Here is a 20,445-nt window from a genome sequence, read left to right as displayed (position 1 = left end):
GACTAAAGTCGGGACAAGTTTTGATCCAGGCGTTTTGGAGGCGTTCAAAGCGAAGGCTGAACGCGTCGGCATTCCGTACCAGACGCTGCTCAATTCCGTAGTCAAACGCTATACCGAAAGCAAACTTGACATAGAAGTTGCGTGATGAAGCCCGGCTTTTGTCGGGTTTTTCTTTTTTTTACAAACTCTTTACTGATAAATGTTCACAGGTTGGCAGAAAACAGCGTGTTAAGTAATAGGGGGTACCCGTAACTTAACACGAAAGGAAAATACCAATGAATATCAAGTCTTTTGACGACCTTGACATTACCGACCCGATTATGTTCGGGCTCGTATTCAGCAACAAGCATATCGCGAAGCCCTTTATCGAGCATTTGCTGGGCATCGAAATCGACCACCTGGAAACCCCTATCCCGGAGGCGGTCTTGAGCTACGATGCGGAACACAAGGGCGTCCGCTACGATGTCTTTGCTCGTGAAACGAACGAAAACGGCGAAACAATCCGGTCTTTTGATCTTGAGATGCAGATGGTTGACACCAAGGAACTGCCGCAGCGCGCCAGGTACTACCAGAGCGTGGGCGACGGCGTGGCTCTGTCGAAGGGCGGCTATTACACCAGTCTCAAGGAACAATATGTCATCTTTCTTTGTCCTATGGACATTTTCGGGTGCGGCTTTCCGGCTTACCACTTTGAAAACAGGGCGAAGGAAAACACGAATATTATCTTGAATGATCGCACCTACAAAAATTTTTATATCTTTAAGAAGTACGAGGATTTTACGGACCCAGTCGTCAAGGCTTACATGAAGTACTTTGCGACCCGGAACGCGGACTCCCGTGAAACTAAAACCATCAACGACCAGGTGTCTCATTACAAAGCCGACACTCTCATAAGGAACAAGTATATGACTTACGAATATGACCTTCATGAAAGCAAGGAAGAGGGCCGTGCGGAAGGGGCTGACGCCAAGGCACGCGAGATAGCTGCCGGCATGCTCGCAGAAGGAGATTCTGTCGAGAAAGTTGTTCGCATTTCTAAACTGTCTGAAGCCGAGGTGCTCGCAATCAATGCAAACCTTGCACGGTAGCTGACGCATTGTCAAAACAATGCAAATAAGGACCTGTAACCCGGCGAAAGCCGGGCTTTTTGTCATTTTTGTCTTATACTGAAAAAAGTTGACACTACTCAAAAAAGCAGGAGTAGTGCCAATGAAGACAAAACAGGTAATAAAGAGAGTCGCGGAATACGACCAGTTCGGATATCCCCGATGGACTAGCGTTACCACCGAAAAGCGCATCTTCGACGACGAAGACAAAATGGCGGTTGTCGCCGAATACCAGGCGGGAAAGATGACTGCGGCACAAATCGTCGAGAAGTACCACCTAAGCAGCAGGCAGGTCCTATTCAACTGGATGGACCGCTTCCTGCGCGAAGAATCGCTATCTTTGGGGGCAAGCGAGACTGAAGACATGGCCAAGGACCCCGAAGAAAGGATACGCGAGCTTGAACTCGAGAACCGTCGCCTGCAGAAGGCGCTGGATACCGAGACACTGCGCGCGAAGGCCTTCGACACCATGATAGAGCTTGCCGAGAGCAAGTTCAACATACCCATCAGAAAAAAATCTGGCACCAAACGGTAGCCCTGCTACGCAGGAGGCTCCCGGGCACATCCCTGGATGCCCTCTGCGGGCTGTTTGGTTATAGCAGGCAGGCGTTCTACAAGCGAAGCGACAATGACTTCGCGGGCGACGCGATGGAGTGCGTGGTCCTGGACGCGGCACGCCGTTACCGCAAGGACAACCCCGGACTTGGCTGCGCGAAACTGCACAGGATCATCTCGGCCAGCATGGGGGCTCCGGACATGATGGGCCGGGACTCGTTCGTGGAGCTGCTCCGGGAAAACGACCTCATGGTGCGACTGAAGCGGCGCAGGCGCTACAGGACGACGAACTCGGAACACAACTACAGGAAGTACCCGAACCTGATCGCAGGCGTAATCCCGAACCGTCCGAACCAGATATGGGTCGCGGACATCACCTACGTGGAAACCGACGAGGGCGTGTGCTACCTGTCACTGGTGACGGACGCCTACTCGCACAAGATCGTTGGCTGGGCGCTTGGCCCGACGCTGGAAACACGCTATCCGCTAAAGGCGCTGCTCATGGCGCTGGGCACGATCCCGCTCGAACACGCCCACGCCCTGATACACCACTCCGACAGGGGCTGCCAATACTGCAGCCACGAATATGTGGGAGTGCTCAAGAAGCTCAACATAGGCATCAGCATGACACAAAGCGGCGATCCGCTGGAGAACGCCGTCGCGGAACGCGCAAACGGCATCCTGAAAACTGAATGGCTGTACAAGATGAAGTTCGCAACACGCAAGGAGTGCCAGGCCGAACTCGAGAGAATAATCCCGTTCTACAACGGTGAACGGCCCCACATGAGCATCGGGATGCAGACTCCTAACGAAGCGCACGGTCAGGAGGGACCGCAAAAAAGGTGCTGGAAGACGCCCCGCGAACGTCGCGAGGCAGGCAAAAAGATATCTTTGGATGGAGAAGGCCCAGTCGGCAGTGACAACCAAGTCGGTTGAACTGTCAACCGGGATCGTTATACCGGGAAAAAGGCGTAAACCAAGTCAGAGAAACTGTCAATCCGGTCAGTAAAATCACCTAAAAAGTGTCAACCTTTTTCAGTGATGGTCATTTTATTCCAAGTTGGAATATGAAATTTTGACTTTTTTTCTTAAAAAAATGTTTTTTTTGAAAAAAATTTGTATATATACTCCATCAAAGTTCATGCCGAAATATGGCGATTTTGAACAGAAAACAAAAGGATTTTGCAAACAAAGTAATTTTTCGTGACACAAACGAGACAAAAATTACACAAAAATGCAAAAAAGTTTGACAAAACTATTGCTTTTCTGAAAAAAATTGTTTATATTAAGGATGTGAACGGGTTGAACGCCCACTAACGGGCCAGAAACCACAAAAAGTGTGTAACAAAACATCAACAAGGAGTACACTATGAAAAAGCAAGGTTTTACCCTTATCGAATTGATGGTCGTGATCGTGATCATGGGCATCCTGGCCGCCGTCGCAGTTCCGAAACTGTTCGGCATGATCGCTAAGTCCAAGGCTTCCGAAGTCGGCCCCGCCGCTGGAACCTACGTGAAGTTGCAGGATGCTTATGCATCTGAAGCGAACAAGGTCGGTACTTGGCAGTTAATCGGCTATGTCGCTCCAGGAGCATCTGCAGCTGGCTCTAGTGCAAACACCACGAATTTTGCATATAGTGGAGCTGTGTCTGCAGAAGCTGACATCAGCAACTTCTCTGGCGCAAATGGCTGGACAGCTTCGAATAGAGTCGCTCTGAACGACTGTGGAATTGGTACAGGCAACTGGAATGTCGCTGTGGCCGCTGCTACAAACGGAAACAGCTTGACCTATACTGCCACAACAGCATGTCCTCAGCTTACCCCGTCTTTCGATAAGATCGGTAAATAAGATCTGGGTGAATATATAAAAAAGCCTTCCTGCATTTTTGCAGGAAGGTCTTTTTATTTTTGATTATACGAATTCTATTACTTGCCGATCTTGGAGAAGTTCGGAGTAAGAACACCACAGTTACCAGTGTCGCCGCCATCTACTGCAGCGGCCCACGCAACAGAGCCTTCCGTGACTGTCGGTGTTACAGTCCAAATATCCTTTGAGGTCTGCGCAGCGCAATCGTTGAGGCCAACCTTGTTGTAAGCACCCCAAGTTGCAGAACCAGAAGTGTGTGCTGTTGCGGTATTTTTACTGCCGTAGTCGAAATTTGTAGATGCTGCAGGGGAGCCGCTGGAGCCGTTCGGGGCATTGTAACCAATCTGTTGCCATGTGCCAAGCGCATTGTTTTCCACGAAGTAGACATCCGCCAACTTCACGTAGTATCTAGCGAATTTATTTCTAGTTCAAGGCGATTTATTGCAAAGAAAAGTTTCTAAAATCTATTAATATCTGTTTGTTTTCCTTTATAATGTTACCTTGTCTGAACTTCTGAATTCTCAGAAGCCCACCATTGTAAAAAAGGAAACAAACATGCAATTTTATGAAACCGCGTTGCAATATCTGGAAAAAGAAAAATACAACCTTTCCCCATTTACGGTACATACCTATTATTGGAATTTGAAAAAAATTTTTGATTATAATCCAAATCTTGAGTTAGAAAATTTTGACCAGTCAGTCGTCCAGAATTATAAAATTCACCTACAACAGTTAGGGAACAAGCCTGCTACCGTATGCAAAGCCCTTTCTGTATTCCGCATTTTTTCAAAAAAAATTTATCAGGATGGATTGCTAAAAGTGGATCCGTTTGAGAAGGTGAAAATCGGGAGAGCCTATACGCGACGAGGGTTCTTGACGATTCGTGAACTAAAAAGTTTGTATCTCAATTATAACGACCATTATAATATTCTTTCGGAAACAGAGCAAGAAGTCATGCGAGCTTTTCTGTTCAGTTGTTTCACTGGGTTACGCTACAGTGATTTGCAATCTCTTGATGCTTCAGAAATTTTTGATTGGAAAATTCGCAAACAGATGCATAAAACAGGAGATGCGGTTTATATTCCGATTCCATTGCAGGCACGCCTGTTACTACCAGAACATATGAAGGCTGGCAGAATTTTTCGGGTTGTGGAAAATTCCCATTTTAATAGAACATTGCGCAATGCCGCAAAAAAACTGGGCTACAGCAAGCATATCCACTGCCACCTCGCCCGTCACACCTTTGCGACAACTTGCATTACACTAGGAATATCACTTTCTGCGACAAGCAAATTGTTGGGACATAGAAACTTAGAAACAACGTTGATTTATGCAAAATATATTGATGCGTTTTTGGATAAAGAAATGAAAAAGTTTAGAAAACTCGGATGACGAGAAGTACGCACAGTGTGTTCTAGACTCTTTTATATATGAAAAGAGCCTTCCTCATCAAGGAAGGCTCCCTGTTATAATCTTTTTAGCGAACTTACTTGCCGATTTTTTCAAAGTTCGGAGTGAGATCCTTGCAGGTCTGGGTTGACACAGATGCTGCCCAAGTAACGGAGCCGTCAGAAACTGTCGGTGTAACGGTCCAAACATCACCAGATGTCACCTTGGGACAATCATTCATGGCGACAACATTGAACGCACCCCATGTTGCAGAACCACTTCCGTTAAGAACAGCGGTTGTTGCGCCATAAGAGAAATTCGTCGAAGACGATGCAGAACCGCTAGAACCGTTCGGACCATTATAGCCGATCTGAGCCCAGGTGCCCAACGCATTGTTTTCCACGAAGTAGACATCAGCCAACTTCACGTAGGTTCCAGCCATTTATTTTGCTGAAAAAAGATATATTTCTGTTTCAAAACACTATATTTTTAGTATGATTTTTATAAAAACATTACTATTGTCTTTTATTATAAACCTGTTCTTTTTGTTGTTATACTTTGCGTTTGGTCAAGTTCGTCAGGGGTCGCTTGATGATTATTTTATGTCAGGCGTTCTAACGGGCGCGTATGGTTCTGCTTATGATGTCCACACGTTTTTTGTGAATTCGGCTTATGGTTATTTTCTAAAACCATTCTACTGGCTTTTTCCGAAGGTGGGGTGGTATTATATTTTTGAATTGTTGGGAACATTTTCTGCATTTACAGCTGTTACTTATGTAGTTATCCGAAAAATAGGGCTACAGTGGGGGTTCGTTATTGCGTCATTGATTTTGGCGTCTTTGACACCAGACTTTTATTTTCAATTAAGCTTTACGCAGTGTGCGACTTTGTATACTGCGGCGGGAATCCTTTTGATTATTTATGGAATTGCTGAAAATGTAAGATGTTTTTTTGCTGTAGGAGGATTCTTTGTTGTTGCCGGTAGTGTCATGCGGTGGGAAGGATTCCTTTTAGGATTGCCCTATTTAGTTGTTTTATTTACAGCCCAGTGGAATGGTTTCAAAAAACTAGATCGCGTAGTCGTGGTAGCCTTAGTCTTAACCTTTGTGGCTGTATTCGGAGTGCGAGAATATGATAAAAGCCTTTATGCGGAAGGCGAATACAAGTATTATGCAGATTATCAGCCTATCCGAGCTTATTTTGGAGACGGAGCTTTTTATGATCAAGAGTCAACATATGATGAACTTGAAGAACGGGGGATGTCTGGCTTAGATTATAATATGTTAAAGTCTTGGGTTTTTTATGATACGGACGTTTTTAGCATTGATAGCCTGTTACCCATAAAAGAGGTTGCGCGGAATAACCGATATTCTTTAAACTGGAAACGTCTTCCTGTAGCCTTCTTTTTAGCGGTGTCGAATACTTTAACCCGAAGCAGTGGTTGGTGCTGGGTTATATTATGTTTGCTGCTTATAATGGCAGGAACAAAAAAAGCTGGACTTTATCCATGGGCCTCGTTAGGAATAGTAGCGATTTCTATAGGATATTTGTTGTGGGTCAATCGCTTGGTTTATCATGTGGAGTCTGGTGTGTGGCTTTATGCCATTGTTTTTGCGGTCCCTTGTTTGGAAGAATCCTTTTTTAAAACGAACGCTTTCGTGAAAAAGGGAAATAATGGGCTTAAATTGTGTTTGTTATTAGTCTCAATAATATTTGTTGTTGGTGGCATTTGGGGGCAATCATCGCTTAAAAGAACAGCATCCTTGATTGAAACGCCTGTCTTAACAAATGATTGGAAGTCATTTTTGGAATATACCCAAAAACACTCAGATGATGTATTTCTTTTATCTTTTGAACAGTATAAGTCTCTTGGTTCTTTGAAAAATCCGGCGTATTTAGCGATTGAACCGGGCAGTTGGAATAATATCTATTCTTGGGGGTACTGGAATATTCATTTGCCTGCTATGAAAAAAGAACTTTCTGCACGGGGTATTGATAACCCTTTGCGCGATATTGTTCGTGATAATGTGTATGTATTGCAAGATGGGGCTCAACAGCCTTTAGAAGTTTTTTATGAAAAGCACTACCATAAGAGAATCGTTTCTGATACAGTGATTGTTTTTGGTGCTTTGGTTTTGCAGAAGTATCGGTTGATAGATTAGGAAAAGAGATTGTATGCGTAAATTAGTCAAATTGAATTTATTGAGTTTTCTTGTTTTTGTCTTTGTGACGGCAAGCCTAGTCTATGTCCTTGGAAAAATGAATTTTTCTACCCCTTTTGGAAAACCGTGGCATCTCCAATCCTCTGTTCATGAGGATTCTCTATCTCAGGAATATTTGAATCAATTCCAGATAAGAGATGGACGTTCGTTGATTCAAGATTTGTATGATAGTTCACGAGCAAATCTCTTTATTATGGTTGATGCGTGGGGCGTCCCTATTCAGGAGAATGTTTTAGAAAAAGAATTGGCGTTGTTTGAAAAAGTTCCTCATTGGTTTACTTTACATCAACGATTGGCAAATCGGAACATACATGCAGAACGGGTGGAACTTCGTAACGATATTTATCAAAACATCTATCTTTTTGGGGGTGATTCTTTGGAATATAACCGTCAAGTTTATATTAGAGAAATCGGCTTTAAAAAAACATTGTTTTGCCAGAAATGCAACGACGGAGTGATGTTGGGGAAGATTGATTCTCTTCTACAGAATGATTCTCTTCAATTGATTGCTTGGACAACACAAAGTTCTAGATCTGGCGATAAAGATAGCTTGTTTGCCTCATTGAAATTGATTGTGGATTTTGCCGCACGGCACTCTGATGTACATATTGTTGTGCAGGGGACGCATCGTCCGGTTTTGTGTGAATCAAAAATTAGAAATCAGTATAAATCCCATTGGGTTCCTGTAGTTGTTTTGAATGGGAGTAGGTGATGATTCGGTATAGAAATATAAGTGTTGCTCTTGCTATAAATGCAATTTTTTTGGCTTTGTGCTTATCCATACATCATTTGCGATTTGCCGCAATTGACGATTATTTTATGGCGGGAATATTATCGGGAGTATACGGCAATGAATACAATGTTCATCTTCCGTTTGTAAATGCGATATATGCTTATTGTCTACTTCCCCTATACCATTTGTTTCCTAAAATATGTTGGTACTACATTGGAGAACTGGTCTCTGTTTTTATATCGCTAACTTGTATAGCATTCCTGCTTATTAAAATAGTTGGAATTCGGTGGGGTGTGGTTTTTGGAACACTGTTTGTGGCGGTATGTGCCAAAGACTTATATGTGACGGTTCAGTTTACGCTGTGTGCTGAGATTTTGTCTGCTACTGGTATGCTGATGTTTTTGTTCGGATTCAATTTAGTTTCTAAAGAACGACAAAGCAAAAAAAATGCGGTTCCATTTGTTGTTTGTGGAATTTTGATGCTGTGGTGGGGTTCATTTATGCGCTGGGAGGCGTTTTTAATGGGGTTGCCTTTTTTTGCCCTAGCTCTTCTATTTTGCTTAAAAAGATTTTGGTTTTTTCGAAATTATGTGATATTGGCTTTGGTTATATTTGGGATTGGTATAGTTGGCTTGCATTTATTTAATCAGTCTTTATATACAGACCTTTCTTATAAGCAGTATGTTGATTTTCAGCCGTTTAGAGTACTTTTAGGGGATGGCTCTTTCTATAACGAAAACGCCATATATGAAGATTTGCAGGAAATGGGAGCGTCACCGAAAGATTTTGATTTGCTAAAGAAATGGTTCTTTTATGATAATGAGGTTTTCGCCCCTGATAGTGTGAAAATCTACGAAAAATTGATACGGAAATATACTGCTACAAGTTCAAGTGGGGTGTTGCCTATAATGTTGTTGCGTTGCTTGGAGCATGTTGCCTATACGCCAATATTCTTTATTTGGGTTGTTTTTTGCGTTGTTTTGGTGTGTTCAAATAAACAAGGAAATTTGTTCCTTTGGATCTCTTTAGCGATTGTTCTTGGAATGTATACCTATCTGCTTGATGTAAATCGAATTGTTTATCGGGTTGAATTTGGATTGTTCTTTTATGTGACTGTTCTTTCGATTGTTTTCTGGGGCCGGCTTCGCACGATTTCAAGAAAAATTGTTTTTTTTCTTGTGGCAGGTATTCTTCTGGTTAGTAGCTATATGTATTATGAGACAAAAGCGTTTTTTCGCAATCCAAATGATGGCAGGCTTGTGGCGATGCAAAAGATGCTTGACAGAAAGGGGTATGACCAGCTATTTTCATATATGGAATCGGTCCCAGATAGCGTTCTTTTTGTTGTTCCAATGGATACTTATATGGATTTGACAGAATATCGGTCTCCCCCCTATTTGAATGAACCTATGGGAAGTTGGCAGAGAATTATACCGACTGGTTTTTGGACTCCCTATTATCCTGATGTGGAAACGTCTTTTCGCCAGCGTGGGATGACAAATCCGATGAAGGATATAGTCAATGATAATGTTTATTTTGTAAGTGATATTAAGTTTGGAACATCGTTGGTGGATTTTCTGCAAAGACATCATTTTGATAGTGTTGCGGTTGATACAGTAAGGCGTTTTTCGGATGTTTACCTATTGAAATATCGGGTTGTCGAGAGTGAGGGGCGATGATGAAGAAAATTGCATACCCATTAATCGCGACAGCGTTGATAACGATAACTCCTTTTTTGGTGACCTTTGAAAAAGGCCAGGATATAGTTCGTGGATTGTTTTGCTATAGTACACTGATTTTAACGTTGTTATTTGTGTATGTTAAAACAACGCATTGGCGCTTAAAGTTCCCATTGCTGGTATTGATTTTTGTTGGACTTATTTTTGTGTCTGTAGGAGATTTGCAGAACATTCTTTCGTATAAGGATTTGGGCATGGGATGGCGTGTGCTAATTCCTGTTGCGACGTGTTCTTTGGCGGTTCTCTTGTTAAATTCTGCGAAGGCGATGACAATAAATGGAATAAGTGCATTCTTGTTTGCTCTTTTGATTATTCATTTCTATTTAATGAGTGTTTTCCCTAGCCAGCCTTTACTTGAATTTCCTATAACAAAATGGTTGGCAAGAACTGCTCCAAATCCTGATTGGGCTCGAAATAATTTGACTCCTGAATTTAAAGAAATGAATAATGCAACAGATTCTGTTTCTGTAACCCGCTATTATGTAGATACGACTCGCAGTAATGTAGTAGTGCTTGTGGAATCATGGGGAATTCCGATGGATTCTACCTTGTTTAAAAAAGAACTGGCTGTATTTGATGGAATCTTGAAGGAACGCGGGATTCATTTTAGAATGTATAGCCGTACTCGAACTGCAGAACGTGAAGACCTGCTGGATTCTGCTTGGAAGGACTCGATAAGACGCCGTGATTCCTTATTTATGCCAAATAGGTTTGCCTCTCTTGGTTATAAAACGGCCTTCTTATTTGGCGGCGATTCTATAATGCAATGGCGTTATAAGTACATCCATAACATAGGTTTCCAAGAAACATTCTGGACGGACTCGGCGACAGCAGACATCGTGATGGCTGAAAAAATCGATTCTTTACTGAATCAGCCGGATAGTGCCAAACAGTTTATCGCTTGGACCACTCGAGATACCCGTTTCCCTATTAGCGATGATCCTGCCGAATGTGAAAGGCTCTACTATGAACGCCTGTTCGGAGCATTACGGATTATTGCTGATCTGGCAAAAAAACACCCTAATGTGCGCTTTATTGTGCAGGGTGATCACGAACCAATTCTTTCACCACTTGAATTTCAGGCGAAATTCTACCGCCGATGGGTACCGTTTGTGGTGCTGAACTGATTTTTGCGAATTTTTTACAAAAAATTGTCTCGTTTGGTAAAATAAAGTTTATATTTCGGATATGCAAAAGATTCCTTTTAACAAGCCCCCCTTTGTGGGGATGGAATTTGATTACGTGAAGCAGGCTGTGGAAAGCGGTCGCATTTGTGGTGATGGTACATTCAACCTGCGTTGCCATGAATGGCTCGAAAAGCATACGGGGGCCGCGAAGGCGCTCCTGACCACCAGTTGTACGCATGCACTGGAAATGTCAGCCCGTCTCTGTAATATCGCTCCCGGCGATGAGGTGATTATGCCCTCGTTCACTTTTGTGAGCACGGCCGATGCGTTTGTGTCGCAAGGGGCAAAATGCGTTTTTGTTGACATTCGCCCCGATACGATGAACTTGGACGAAAAGCTTATCGAAGATGCGATTACCGAAAAGACGAAGGCGATTGTGCCGGTCCACTATGCGGGGGTCGCCTGCGAGATGGATAAGATAAACGAAATCGCGAAACGCCACAATTTATTCGTTGTCGAGGATGCAGCCCAGGGGATGATGGCGACATACAAAGGGCGTGCGCTAGGCTCGTTGAGTGACTTTGGCTGTTACAGCTATCACGAGACCAAGAACTACAGCATGGGCGAGGGCGGTGCACTACTCATCAACGACCCCAAGTATAACGACCGTGCCGAAATCATCCGCGAAAAGGGCACCAACCGCTGCCAGTTCCATCGTGGCGAGGTTGACAAGTACACCTGGGTTGAACTCGGTTCTAGCTATTTGCCGAGCGAACTGAATGCAGCCTATCTTTATGCCGAGCTGGAATGCGCCGATATCATAAACGATGCTCGCATGGCGTGCTGGAACTCCTATCGTGAAAGGCTTGCGACCCTTGCCGAAAAGGGCCTGGTCGAGTTGCCGTACATTCCGGAACATTGCAAACATAATGCGCACATGTTCTACCTAAAGGTGGAAGACCTTGCGACGCGAACGGCGCTCTTGAAACACCTGACTTACAACGGAATCCTCGCGGTGTTTCACTATGTGCCTCTGCATTCATCGCCCGCGGGCATGCGCTTCGGCCGGTTCCATGGCGAAGATAAGTACACTACTAATGAAAGCAATCGCCTGCTTCGCTTGCCGATGTTCTATGGACTAAAAGAAGAAGAAATCGAGTATATCTGCGATAAGGTGTATGAGTTTTTTGGCGTGTAATGGTCTAAATGCTCCTTGCGTCTCTAAAATAACTTATATTACAAAATAGTAGGCGTTTTATGGTTTACCCGGAAGTGATACATGGAATGTTTGTAGATTTGCGAAGCATCACGCTTGATGATGCCGAGTTTTCGTACAATATCCGTGCCGACAAGCGCAACCGCGACACCGTAGGGCAACTGGCACCGTCGCTCGAAGCCCAGAAGGATTTTATCCGCTGGCAGATGCAGGAACCTAACGACTACTATTTTGTCGTTCTGAACAAAAAGGGCGAACGGATAGGGTTGATTGGGGCTTATGATTTACATGATGGTATGATTGAAATTGGACGCGAGGTAAATGTCGGTGAACCGACAGAGACGATGGAAGAAGGTGTTTTAATACGTGATTTTTGTAAAAATGTTTTGAATGTCCATAAAGCTTGTGGCGTTATATATGCGAATAATTTTAAACATATTAGTGATGCGCATAAAATGGGTGGAATTCATAAAAAAAATGTAATTCGTGGTCAGCGTGAGGCCTTGTATTTTGAGTATAATTTAGATGAAGATACGAATACATTAAAAAAGATAAAGAAATTGTTGCTTATGTTGCACAAGGAGTAATATATGTCGGAAGAAGAAAAAAAGTCTGTCTTTGCAGACGTTCTTGATATGGACCAGTCCGAATTCTCGTTGGATACGCTTTTGGCTGAGCTAGATAATTGGGATTCTGTCGCAATGCTTGCTTTCATGGCGATGATGGATGAACGATTTGGGAAGACTGTTAAAGGTGCTGATATTCGAAATTTCAAAACGGTTCGGGACGCGATAAACTTTATGGAGTGATAACAAGCCATAGTTTTTTTACAACGGAAATTATTGGCATAAGACTTGCTATTTATGTGGAACCCATTTGACTTTACAGGAAAAAAGATTGTTATTGCTGGGGCGACCTCCGGTATGGGTAAGGCTACTGCTGTAAAATTGTCTCAGCAAGGTGCTGATGTATGCTTGATTGGTCGTAGTCAAGATAAATTGAATGAAGTCAAAATGGAACTTTCTTCAGATAGTTGCCGGTGTTACGTCAAAGATTTTAGCGAACCTGGTGGTTTTCAAGAGATCTTTGATGATGTCGTTGCTGAAGGAAAAAAAATTGATGGTCTGGTTTATTGTGCGGGAATAGCAAAAATTTTACCAGTCTCAATGCTTTCGAAAAAGTATATGGATGAAAGCATGACCGTTAATTTGTATTCGTTTGTTGAAATGGTAAGCCTGTTGTCAAAGAAAAAATATCATAGTGAGCATGCCAGTGTTGTGGGCATTTCGTCCATTTCAACACAGTACCCACAAAAGTGCCAAGGAATATATGTTGCAACTAAATGTGCGATGAACGGAATTGTGACATCGATGGCTATGGAACTTGCCGAAAAGGGGATTAGAATTAATACAGTTTTGCCATCTTCGACAAAAACCAAAATGTATGATGAAGCCGTTGAAGGGAAGTCAGATGAGGAAGTCCAACAAATTAAGAGAAAACAAGTATTAGGCTTGTTGGAACCAGAAGATGTTGCTCACGTGATTATGTTTTTGTTGTCGGATGCGGCTAAAATGATTACTGGACGCTCTATATATGCAGATGCAGGTTTTGTTAACTTCTAGTTGCTGACGGTATGCTACAATGACGGAACTTTTTTTTGATACAAAAGGCACTGCTTTCTCGGTTGAAGATTTGCACGAATCCTTGCTGCAGGTTGGTGCTGCCGATTGTGAAACGCTTTTCATTCATTCGGATATAATGTTTGGGACGCCCGCGAAGGGATTCCGGAGAACTGAATTACTTGAGGCTTTGTACCAAGCAATTGTTTCTTTGAACGTCCCGAATGTAATTATTCCCGCCTTTACATATAGTTTTTGCAACCATGAAGATTATGATGTTCTAAACAGTAAAACATCGATGGGATCTTTTAACGAATATTATCGAAAGAAAGAGAATCGTTACAGAACGCATGACCCGCTTTTGTCATTGTCCGTTCCAGAAAAATTAAGATCGTTATTTGAAAATGTAAGTGAACATTCTTTGGGTGTCGGGAGTGGTTTAGATGTTTTGCATCATATGGATGATGTTAAGTTTCTCTTTCTTGGTGCAGATGTGGGAAATTGTTTCACTTATGTTCACTATGTTGAAAAAATACTTGATGTTCCATATCGATTTGACATGCCTTTTGAAGGGAAAATAATTGACGAAAATGGAAATGTTTCGCAAAAAACTCAGTATATTCACACACAATGTGCAGGAGTTCAGCTGCCAGAACGTTATGATTACTTTGAAAAAGATTTGTTAACCAAAGGCAAATTGCAACAATGTCAATATGGTGACAAGTTTATTTCTTGCATTAGCGAAAAAGACGCGTATGAAGAAATAGTCCACAATATTGAAAAAAATAAATTTTATTATTTAGCCAAACCTTATCGAGATGAAGATTTAATTCATCAATATACCTACGATTGGACAAAGTCAAGGATCACTCATTGCTAGAGGGTAGAAAATGAATATCCATTTGCTTTATACCTTTGAAAAAACTGTTTCGAAATGTGCTTCTAAAATAGCCGTAGTACACAACGCACAGTCAATTACATTTGATGAATTGCAAAAAAAATCCGTTTGCTTAGGTTCTCATATCGTTGAATTGACAAAAGGATGCGTAAACACACCTATTGCGGTCTTTTTGCCCAAAGAGATACAGACTGTTGTTGCTGACATTGGAATTATGTATTCGTCTAATCCGTTCATGAACTTGGATGTAAAAACCCCAAAAGAACGGATTGTGAATATTCTCAACTTGATTAGACCTGCTGCAATCATTACAAGTTCTAAATTTGAAAAGTTCTTTGACGGAATAGAATTACCAAAAATTCTCATTGACCAATTAGATTTCAATTCCTTGCCAATAAGCATTTCCAAATTAAACCAGAGAAAGACTCAACTGATTGATACAGACCCATTCTGCCTTATAAACACTTCCGGTTCGACGGGAACCCCAAAGGGAGTTGTTTTAAATCATAGAAGTTTCTTTGATTTTATGGCAGTTTCCCAAGAAAAATTTGGTTTTGATGGGTCCGAAATATTAGGTTCATTGTCTCCGGTTGTATTTGATATATTTGATTTTGAACTTTGCATGTTGATGATGTTTGGCTCGCAGATAGTTTTACTAGATGCGATGCTGGCTGCTTTCCCTGCAAGACTTCTGGAATCGTTGGCGGCAAATCATGTGAGCTTTATTTTCTGGGTTCCTTCAATCATGGTCAATATTGCGAACATGCAACTATTGGACAAGATTGCTTTGCCTGACTTGAAATTGGTTTGGTTTGCGGGTGAAGTGTTCCCGACAAAACAGTTCCTGGTGTGGTACGACAAACTTCCTCAGACGAAATTTGCCAATCTGTACGGTCCTATTGAAATTACTTTGGATTGCACATATTACGAAGTAAAAGAACGGCCTGTCGAGAGCGAGGCTCTGCCGATTGGCATCCCTTATCGCAATACAGATGTTATGATCCTTAATGACAATGATGAAAAATGCGGTGTAGATGAAGAGGGTGAGCTTTGTGTTCGAGGAACCTCTTTAGCAATGGGGTATTATAATAATCCCGAAAAGACGGCTGCTGCATTCGTCCAGAATCCACTGAACAAGTCTTATCCCGAGTTGATTTACCGAACTGGTGATATGGCTTATGTGCGAAAAGACGGAAACATTATTTTCAAAGGCCGAAAAGATAGCCTGATTAAACACATGGGCTATCGAATTGAATTGGGCGAAATTGAACATGTTGTTGAAAACGATTTGAAATTGGTCAAGTATTGCTGTGCGGTATATCATTACGAAAAGAAAGAAATCGTCCTGTTCTATGAAAATGATGCCGAAATAGCCGATAAAGATTTCAGGAAGGAAATTAGTAAGGTTTTCCCGTCGTATATGATTCCTTCTGTTTATATCAAGATGGACGAGTTGCCTAGAAATACGAACGGGAAAATTGATCGGTTACTTTTAAAAAACAAGGTGAACGAATAAGAGGCTTTTATGGATGAAAAGAAAAAAATTCTAGAGATGCTTGCGGAACTCCGTCCGGAATTTGACTATGAAAATAGTTCAAATTTTGTAGAGGATGGATTGCTGGACTCTTTTGACATTGTGTCACTCACGACAATGCTCGAAGAATATTTCAAGGTCACGATTGATGGCATGAGTATCGTGCCGGAAAATTATGCTTCTGTAGATGCAATTCTTGCTTTGGTAAAAAGCTCAAAAGGTGCAAATTAATGATTACGAATTTTTCAGGCAAAAAGATTTCTGCGATGCTGGGGGTTGTTCCTGAGACCATCGGTCATTTTGACGATGAAATCGGGAACTACTCTTTCCCAGCACAGCAGACTATGCGCTTGAAAAAAGTAATGGGCTACAATCAGCACCGCCTATCCAAGGAAACTTCGACTGTTTCTGATTTTGGTGTATTTGGCTTAAATTACATACTGCAAAACGGCTGGATAAAAAAAGAAGAAATCGGTGCTGTTGTCGTTGTCTCTCTGTGCCCGGATTATTTTGTCCCGCACAATAGTAATATTATTGCAGGAAATTGCGGGCTTGGCGATGGCGTTATTTGTTTGGACATTGCGCAGGGATGCTGTGGTTTCTTGATCGGCTTGATGCAGTCCTTTATGCTTCTAGACCATTTGCCAAATAAAAAAGTTGTTCTTGTCAATGGCGATGTGCTGAGCCATAAGATTTCCAAGCGTGATAGGAACGATTATCCTTTGGTTGGTGATGCCGCAACAATTACGATTGTTGAAAATGACACCTCCGCTAAATCGATTTATTATGAAATGCACATGGATGGAAGTCGCGGAAATGCGTTGAAAATTCCGGCGGGCGGCTTCCGTATGCCGAATTCTCCTGAAACGGCTGTGATGCGTGATTTGGGTGATGGCAATTTTAGGGCATTAGACCATATGCATATGGAAGGGAGCGAAATATTCAATTTTGTTCAAACAGACGTCGCTTCAATGCTGTTGGATGTGTTTAATAGGAATGTCGCCAAGATAGAAGATATTGATTACTTCTTTTTTCACCAGCCGAATCGTTTTATGCTCCAAAAACTTGCCGAAAAGGTTGGTATTCCCAAAGACAAATTGTTTATGAATCTTGTTGAAAACTTTGGCAACCCTAGCGGAGCCTCCATTCCGTTGACAGCTGTTTATAATTGCTGTGAAACATTGCTCTCAAAAAATAGTCGCTGCTGTCTTTCTGCTTTTGGCTCTGGGCTTGCTTGGGGCGTGATGTTTATGGATATAGGAAATCTTGATCATTGCGAAATGGTAGAAACTACTCTATAGATGGTGCTTGTGCGATGTGTATGGATATCATAAAGAATGCTGTCGGCCGTTTGAACCTGACAAATTGCATAGATTCCTTTGCAAATATTGAAAAAAAGATGCAATGCGGTCAATGCGAATTGGTTTTGACAAAACCGTTGTTGCTGATTGAAAAAAATACATTGTATAATAGACTGTATTATTTTCGCACGAATGTAGATACTAACGAAGATTATGTGGATGTTGTGCGAAGTTTAGATCGCTTTGCCAATCTTTATGCTGATGTAACAACAAAATCCTCTTTTCAATATGATGGGTCTATATTTGAAAAGATGCTTTTTAAGCCTTATCGGCTATATGTAAGGAAAATTGCGAAGAAAACAGAAAAAAAGTTTAGGGAAATGTTGACCCCTGTCTTTGCCGATGTTGACGATTTTGACGAAATTCAGCGGATGCTTTTAGATTCCTTTGATGTGATGTGCGACCATATTCCTCTGTCTGATGAATTAAAAGGCTTCTTGAATGAACGTAAAATTCTTAAAATTGTCATCCAGAAAGAAATCGCAGGAGTGTTAATCTTTGATGATATCGGTGCGCAATCGTATGCTCGTTGCTTGTGCGTTTCCTCAAAATTTCAGAATGGATTTGTCGGATATTCTTTATTAGCTCGATATTTTAATGATCGATTGGAATCGGGTGTGAAATTTTATTATTTATGGGTTGATTCGAATAATGAATCTGTGAAAAAATTGCACGATGCATTCGGATATCGTGAAGATGGATTAAAAAATTATATTTTCAAGAGAGGGTAAAAATATGGAAAATGAAATTCAGAACATCATAAAAGATGCTGTGGAAGAGTTGAATGAACAACTTGAAGCCGAAAAGAAAATAGAATTCAATCCGGAAGTTCGTTTGATTGGCAAACAGTCTTCTATTGAATCGATGGATTTTGTTACGTTAGTAACGATTATTGAAGAACTGATATCCGACAGGCTGAACAAGGATGTCAGAATTGTGTCTGATAAGGCTTTCTCGCGTGAACGGAGTCCGTTCCATTCTATTGGTACGTTGACTGATTTTGTGATTGAATTGGTGAAAGAGGCTAACTAATGATTGTTGCTGTGACTGGAACCCATAAAGGAATGGGCAAAAAGATTGCTGAGTATTATCTTGGTAAGGGTGCGACAGTTGTTGGTTGTAGCCGTCATGAATCGGAAATCCAGCACGAAAAATACAGACATTATATAGCTGATGTTAGCGATGAATCTCAAATGATGCAGTTTGCGAAGTCTGTTCGTCAGGAATTTGGAGCTGTTGACGCATTAATTAACAATGCGGGCATTGCTTCGATGAACCATTTCCTGATGACTCCTTACGAAACGGCTCAAAGATTGATGAATGTCAACTATTTTGGATGCATTACTTCTATAAGAGCTTTTGTGAATCTTTTAAAAAAATCAGAGCATCCTCGCATTGTCAATTTTTCGTCGGTCGCTGTTCCTCTTGCCTTAGATGGAGAGCTTGCTTACGCATCTGCTAAGGCTGCCATTGAAAGTATGACGAAAATTATGGCAAAAGAGTTGTCGAATTTCAAGATAACAGTAAATGCTGTTGGTCCGACTCCTATACAGACCGATTTGATTGCGAAAGTCCCTCAGGAAAAGTTAGATAGGATTCTGAGTAGCCAAGCAATACATCGGTTTGGCAAGGTTGAGGATGTTATTAATGTCATTGATTTTTATTTGAATTCGAATAGTGATTTTATTACAGGACAAGTTATTTATCTTGGCGGAGTTACGAAATGAATATTGACTTCATACTTGAGAAAATGTTGGTTAACAAAAATGATACGGCCATTGTTACGAATGGTTGTGAATACACTTTTGGAGATATTCTTCAAAAGTATGAAGGCTCAAAAAACATTTTAAGCCAAAATTCTATAGAAAAAGGTTCTATAGTCTCTGTTATTGCTGAATTTTCGCCCCTGTCGATAGCATTATTCCTTGCTTTAATTGAAAATGATTCGATTATTGTTCCGATATCAAAATCTGTAAAAAGTGTAAACGACTACAACCGTGTGGCGGAAGTGGGCTTTGTAATTGATTTGTCAGATGATGTGAATGTTAAAGTTGCAGAAACCGGCGCGATTGTCAAGCACCCGATGCTTTGTAGTCTAATTGAAAAACAGCACCCTGGACTCATTCTTTTTTCTTCGGGTACAACTGGAGAGCCGAAGGCGGCTCTTCACGATATGGTTCAGCTCATTGAAAAGTTTAAGAAGCCAGGAAAGAAAATTAGTACCGTAACATTTCTTCTTTTTGACCATATTGGTGGCTTTAATACAATGATGCATTCTCTTTCTTCGGGAAGTCTCATTGTTACTCTTAAAGAGCGTAGTCCTGAGGAAGTTTGTCGGTTGATTGCGCAGTACCATGTTGAATTGCTTCCTGCATCTCCGACCTTTATCAATATGATTCTTTTGAGCCGTGCATATGAACGTTTTGACTTGTCTAGTTTGAAAATGATCTCTTATGGCACGGAACCAATGCCTGAATCAACATTGAAGACGATGCATAAAATAATGCCTAATGTAAAACTCAAACAAACTTATGGTCTTTCCGAGTTAGGTATTATGTCAACAAAATCCGAAAGTTCGGATTCTCTTTATATGAAAATCGGTGGCGACGGTTTTGAAACAAAAATTGTTGACGATATTTTATATATCCGTGCAAAGTCAGCGATGCTTGGCTATTTGAATGCTCCTAGTCCCTTTGATGAAGAAGGATGGTTTAACACAAAGGATAAGGTTGAAGTCAAGGGAGAATATTTAAAGATTCTTGGCCGCACAACTGATTTGATTAATGTTGGAGGCGAAAAAGTTTATCCGAACGAAATCGAAAGTTTCTTGCTTTCGATTGATGGAGTAAAAGACGCTTTTGTCTATGGCGAAGACAATCCGATTACAGGAAAAATGGTTGTTGCTGAAATTTGCGTAGATCATGAGAACAACAATCGTGATTTCATCAAGATGTTGAGAAAATGTAGTATGGAACATTTGGAAGCATTCAAGAGGCCTGCTTCGTATCGTTTGACAGAAGAAATGTTCTGTGGGAATAGGTTTAAAAAGAATAGGCGCGGAGCGTAGATTTTTTTTGTG

23 protein-coding genes are annotated in these 20,445 nt (G+C 41.5%); 21 read left to right on the top strand and 2 right to left on the bottom strand.

The window, feature by feature from the left end; genetic code table 11:
- The first annotated feature begins 275 nt into the window (after positions 1–275).
- The 4 genes from ACKI61_RS06840 to ACKI61_RS06825 all read left to right on the top strand — a co-directional run bounded on the left by ACKI61_RS06840 (position 276) and on the right by ACKI61_RS06825 (position 3,510).
- Positions 276–1,088, top strand: a complete 813-nt coding sequence (locus tag ACKI61_RS06840; protein WP_407457011.1) for a PD-(D/E)XK nuclease family transposase — start codon at positions 276–278, stop codon at positions 1,086–1,088.
- 121 nt (positions 1,089–1,209) lie between these two features.
- Entirely contained in the window at positions 1,210–1,641 is a 432-nt protein-coding gene (locus ACKI61_RS06835) for a hypothetical protein (RefSeq protein WP_407457010.1), read from the top strand.
- Entirely contained in the window at positions 1,623–2,597 is a 975-nt protein-coding gene (locus ACKI61_RS06830; RefSeq protein WP_407450621.1) for an IS3 family transposase, read from the top strand. The genes ACKI61_RS06835 and ACKI61_RS06830 overlap by 19 nt, the downstream gene beginning before the upstream one ends.
- Positions 2,598–3,030: 433 nt before the next feature.
- Positions 3,031–3,510, top strand: a complete 480-nt coding sequence (locus tag ACKI61_RS06825; protein ID WP_407457009.1) for a type IV pilin protein — start codon at positions 3,031–3,033, stop codon at positions 3,508–3,510.
- A gap of 77 nt (positions 3,511–3,587) precedes the next feature.
- Here the strand turns inward: ACKI61_RS06825 and ACKI61_RS06820 are convergent, their stop codons facing one another.
- A complete protein-coding gene (locus ACKI61_RS06820) occupies positions 3,588–3,929 on the bottom strand; it encodes a hypothetical protein (RefSeq protein WP_407457008.1) in 342 nt (113 codons plus the stop codon).
- A 154-nt stretch (positions 3,930–4,083) separates the two neighbouring features.
- Here ACKI61_RS06820 and ACKI61_RS06815 point away from each other — a divergent pair, with 154 nt between their 5' ends.
- Positions 4,084–4,920: a tyrosine-type recombinase/integrase gene (locus ACKI61_RS06815; protein ID WP_407457007.1), complete on the top strand. Its 837-nt coding sequence runs from the start codon at positions 4,084–4,086 to the stop codon at positions 4,918–4,920.
- Positions 4,921–5,014: 94 nt separating this feature from the next.
- Here ACKI61_RS06815 and ACKI61_RS06810 read toward each other — a convergent pair whose 3' ends face one another.
- The gene (locus ACKI61_RS06810) at positions 5,015–5,359 is read right to left on the bottom strand and encodes a hypothetical protein (RefSeq protein WP_407457006.1); all 345 of its coding nucleotides are present in this window, start codon (positions 5,357–5,359) and stop codon (positions 5,015–5,017) included.
- A 52-nt stretch (positions 5,360–5,411) separates the two neighbouring features.
- Between ACKI61_RS06810 and ACKI61_RS06805 the strand changes: the two genes are divergently transcribed.
- The 16 genes from ACKI61_RS06805 (at position 5,412) to ACKI61_RS06730 (ending at position 20,433) form a co-directional block, all read left to right on the top strand.
- Complete coding sequence (locus ACKI61_RS06805; protein WP_407457005.1) at positions 5,412–7,079, top strand: hypothetical protein; 1,668 nt, start codon at positions 5,412–5,414, stop codon at positions 7,077–7,079.
- Positions 7,080–7,092: 13 nt separating this feature from the next.
- On the top strand, positions 7,093–7,851 hold the full coding sequence (locus ACKI61_RS06800; protein ID WP_407457004.1) for a hypothetical protein: 759 nt from the start codon (positions 7,093–7,095) through the stop codon (positions 7,849–7,851).
- A complete protein-coding gene (locus tag ACKI61_RS06795) occupies positions 7,851–9,551 on the top strand; it encodes a hypothetical protein (RefSeq protein ID WP_407457003.1) in 1,701 nt (566 codons plus the stop codon). Before ACKI61_RS06800 ends, ACKI61_RS06795 begins: the two co-directional genes overlap by 1 nt.
- Positions 9,551–10,738, top strand: a complete 1,188-nt coding sequence (locus ACKI61_RS06790; RefSeq protein ID WP_407457002.1) for a hypothetical protein — start codon at positions 9,551–9,553, stop codon at positions 10,736–10,738. The genes ACKI61_RS06795 and ACKI61_RS06790 overlap by 1 nt, the downstream gene beginning before the upstream one ends.
- Positions 10,739–10,799: 61 nt before the next feature.
- On the top strand, positions 10,800–11,936 hold the full coding sequence (gene rffA, locus ACKI61_RS06785; protein WP_407457001.1) for a dTDP-4-amino-4,6-dideoxygalactose transaminase: 1,137 nt from the start codon (positions 10,800–10,802) through the stop codon (positions 11,934–11,936).
- A 59-nt stretch (positions 11,937–11,995) separates the two neighbouring features.
- Complete coding sequence (locus ACKI61_RS06780) at positions 11,996–12,541, top strand: GNAT family N-acetyltransferase (protein ID WP_407457000.1); 546 nt, start codon at positions 11,996–11,998, stop codon at positions 12,539–12,541.
- Positions 12,542–12,544: 3 nt separating this feature from the next.
- Positions 12,545–12,763 (top strand): acyl carrier protein, encoded by a 219-nt coding sequence (locus ACKI61_RS06775; protein WP_407456999.1) that lies wholly within the window; start codon positions 12,545–12,547, stop codon positions 12,761–12,763.
- Positions 12,764–12,817: 54 nt separating this feature from the next.
- A complete protein-coding gene (locus ACKI61_RS06770; RefSeq protein ID WP_407456998.1) occupies positions 12,818–13,576 on the top strand; it encodes an SDR family NAD(P)-dependent oxidoreductase in 759 nt (252 codons plus the stop codon).
- A 19-nt stretch (positions 13,577–13,595) separates the two neighbouring features.
- Complete coding sequence (locus ACKI61_RS06765) at positions 13,596–14,453, top strand: AAC(3) family N-acetyltransferase (protein WP_407456997.1); 858 nt, start codon at positions 13,596–13,598, stop codon at positions 14,451–14,453.
- 10 nt (positions 14,454–14,463) lie between these two features.
- Positions 14,464–15,987: an amino acid adenylation domain-containing protein gene (locus ACKI61_RS06760; protein WP_407456996.1), complete on the top strand. Its 1,524-nt coding sequence runs from the start codon at positions 14,464–14,466 to the stop codon at positions 15,985–15,987.
- 9 nt (positions 15,988–15,996) lie between these two features.
- On the top strand, positions 15,997–16,236 hold the full coding sequence (locus ACKI61_RS06755; RefSeq protein WP_407456995.1) for an acyl carrier protein: 240 nt from the start codon (positions 15,997–15,999) through the stop codon (positions 16,234–16,236).
- Entirely contained in the window at positions 16,236–17,306 is a 1,071-nt protein-coding gene (locus tag ACKI61_RS06750; protein ID WP_407456994.1) for a 3-oxoacyl-[acyl-carrier-protein] synthase III C-terminal domain-containing protein, read from the top strand. Before ACKI61_RS06755 ends, ACKI61_RS06750 begins: the two co-directional genes overlap by 1 nt.
- A 20-nt stretch (positions 17,307–17,326) precedes the next feature.
- Positions 17,327–18,097 (top strand): hypothetical protein, encoded by a 771-nt coding sequence (locus ACKI61_RS06745; protein ID WP_407456993.1) that lies wholly within the window; start codon positions 17,327–17,329, stop codon positions 18,095–18,097.
- A gap of 4 nt (positions 18,098–18,101) precedes the next feature.
- Entirely contained in the window at positions 18,102–18,398 is a 297-nt protein-coding gene (locus ACKI61_RS06740) for a hypothetical protein (protein WP_407456992.1), read from the top strand.
- Entirely contained in the window at positions 18,398–19,093 is a 696-nt protein-coding gene (locus tag ACKI61_RS06735; RefSeq protein ID WP_407456991.1) for an SDR family NAD(P)-dependent oxidoreductase, read from the top strand. Before ACKI61_RS06740 ends, ACKI61_RS06735 begins: the two co-directional genes overlap by 1 nt.
- Positions 19,090–20,433, top strand: coding sequence for an ANL family adenylate-forming protein (locus ACKI61_RS06730; RefSeq protein WP_407456990.1), 1,344 nt, complete (start codon positions 19,090–19,092; stop codon positions 20,431–20,433). The genes ACKI61_RS06735 and ACKI61_RS06730 overlap by 4 nt, the downstream gene beginning before the upstream one ends.
- Positions 20,434–20,445: the final 12 nt, after the last annotated feature.

Source organism: Fibrobacter sp., from assembly GCF_045601785.1.
Lineage (GTDB): Bacteria > Fibrobacterota > Fibrobacteria > Fibrobacterales > Fibrobacteraceae > Fibrobacter.
The sequence above is the reverse complement of the archived record's forward strand: the minus strand, read 5'-3'. Positions and strand labels throughout refer to the sequence as shown.

Coding starts and splice junctions, on each gene's coding strand:
- ACKI61_RS06840 (WP_407457011.1), top strand. CDS start 276: ATGAATATCAAGTCTTTTGACGACCTTGACATTACCGACCCGATTATG.
- ACKI61_RS06835 (WP_407457010.1), top strand. CDS start 1,210: ATGAAGACAAAACAGGTAATAAAGAGAGTCGCGGAATACGACCAGTTC.
- ACKI61_RS06825 (WP_407457009.1), top strand. CDS start 3,031: ATGAAAAAGCAAGGTTTTACCCTTATCGAATTGATGGTCGTGATCGTG.
- ACKI61_RS06815 (WP_407457007.1), top strand. CDS start 4,084: ATGCAATTTTATGAAACCGCGTTGCAATATCTGGAAAAAGAAAAATAC.
- ACKI61_RS06810 (WP_407457006.1), bottom strand. CDS start 5,359: ATGGCTGGAACCTACGTGAAGTTGGCTGATGTCTACTTCGTGGAAAAC.
- ACKI61_RS06805 (WP_407457005.1), top strand. CDS start 5,412: ATGATTTTTATAAAAACATTACTATTGTCTTTTATTATAAACCTGTTC.
- ACKI61_RS06800 (WP_407457004.1), top strand. CDS start 7,093: ATGCGTAAATTAGTCAAATTGAATTTATTGAGTTTTCTTGTTTTTGTC.
- ACKI61_RS06795 (WP_407457003.1), top strand. CDS start 7,851: ATGATTCGGTATAGAAATATAAGTGTTGCTCTTGCTATAAATGCAATT.
- ACKI61_RS06790 (WP_407457002.1), top strand. CDS start 9,551: ATGAAGAAAATTGCATACCCATTAATCGCGACAGCGTTGATAACGATA.
- rffA (WP_407457001.1), top strand. CDS start 10,800: ATGCAAAAGATTCCTTTTAACAAGCCCCCCTTTGTGGGGATGGAATTT.
- ACKI61_RS06780 (WP_407457000.1), top strand. CDS start 11,996: ATGGTTTACCCGGAAGTGATACATGGAATGTTTGTAGATTTGCGAAGC.
- ACKI61_RS06775 (WP_407456999.1), top strand. CDS start 12,545: ATGTCGGAAGAAGAAAAAAAGTCTGTCTTTGCAGACGTTCTTGATATG.
- ACKI61_RS06770 (WP_407456998.1), top strand. CDS start 12,818: ATGTGGAACCCATTTGACTTTACAGGAAAAAAGATTGTTATTGCTGGG.
- ACKI61_RS06765 (WP_407456997.1), top strand. CDS start 13,596: ATGACGGAACTTTTTTTTGATACAAAAGGCACTGCTTTCTCGGTTGAA.
- ACKI61_RS06760 (WP_407456996.1), top strand. CDS start 14,464: ATGAATATCCATTTGCTTTATACCTTTGAAAAAACTGTTTCGAAATGT.
- ACKI61_RS06755 (WP_407456995.1), top strand. CDS start 15,997: ATGGATGAAAAGAAAAAAATTCTAGAGATGCTTGCGGAACTCCGTCCG.
- ACKI61_RS06750 (WP_407456994.1), top strand. CDS start 16,236: ATGATTACGAATTTTTCAGGCAAAAAGATTTCTGCGATGCTGGGGGTT.
- ACKI61_RS06745 (WP_407456993.1), top strand. CDS start 17,327: ATGGATATCATAAAGAATGCTGTCGGCCGTTTGAACCTGACAAATTGC.
- ACKI61_RS06740 (WP_407456992.1), top strand. CDS start 18,102: ATGGAAAATGAAATTCAGAACATCATAAAAGATGCTGTGGAAGAGTTG.
- ACKI61_RS06735 (WP_407456991.1), top strand. CDS start 18,398: ATGATTGTTGCTGTGACTGGAACCCATAAAGGAATGGGCAAAAAGATT.
- ACKI61_RS06730 (WP_407456990.1), top strand. CDS start 19,090: ATGAATATTGACTTCATACTTGAGAAAATGTTGGTTAACAAAAATGAT.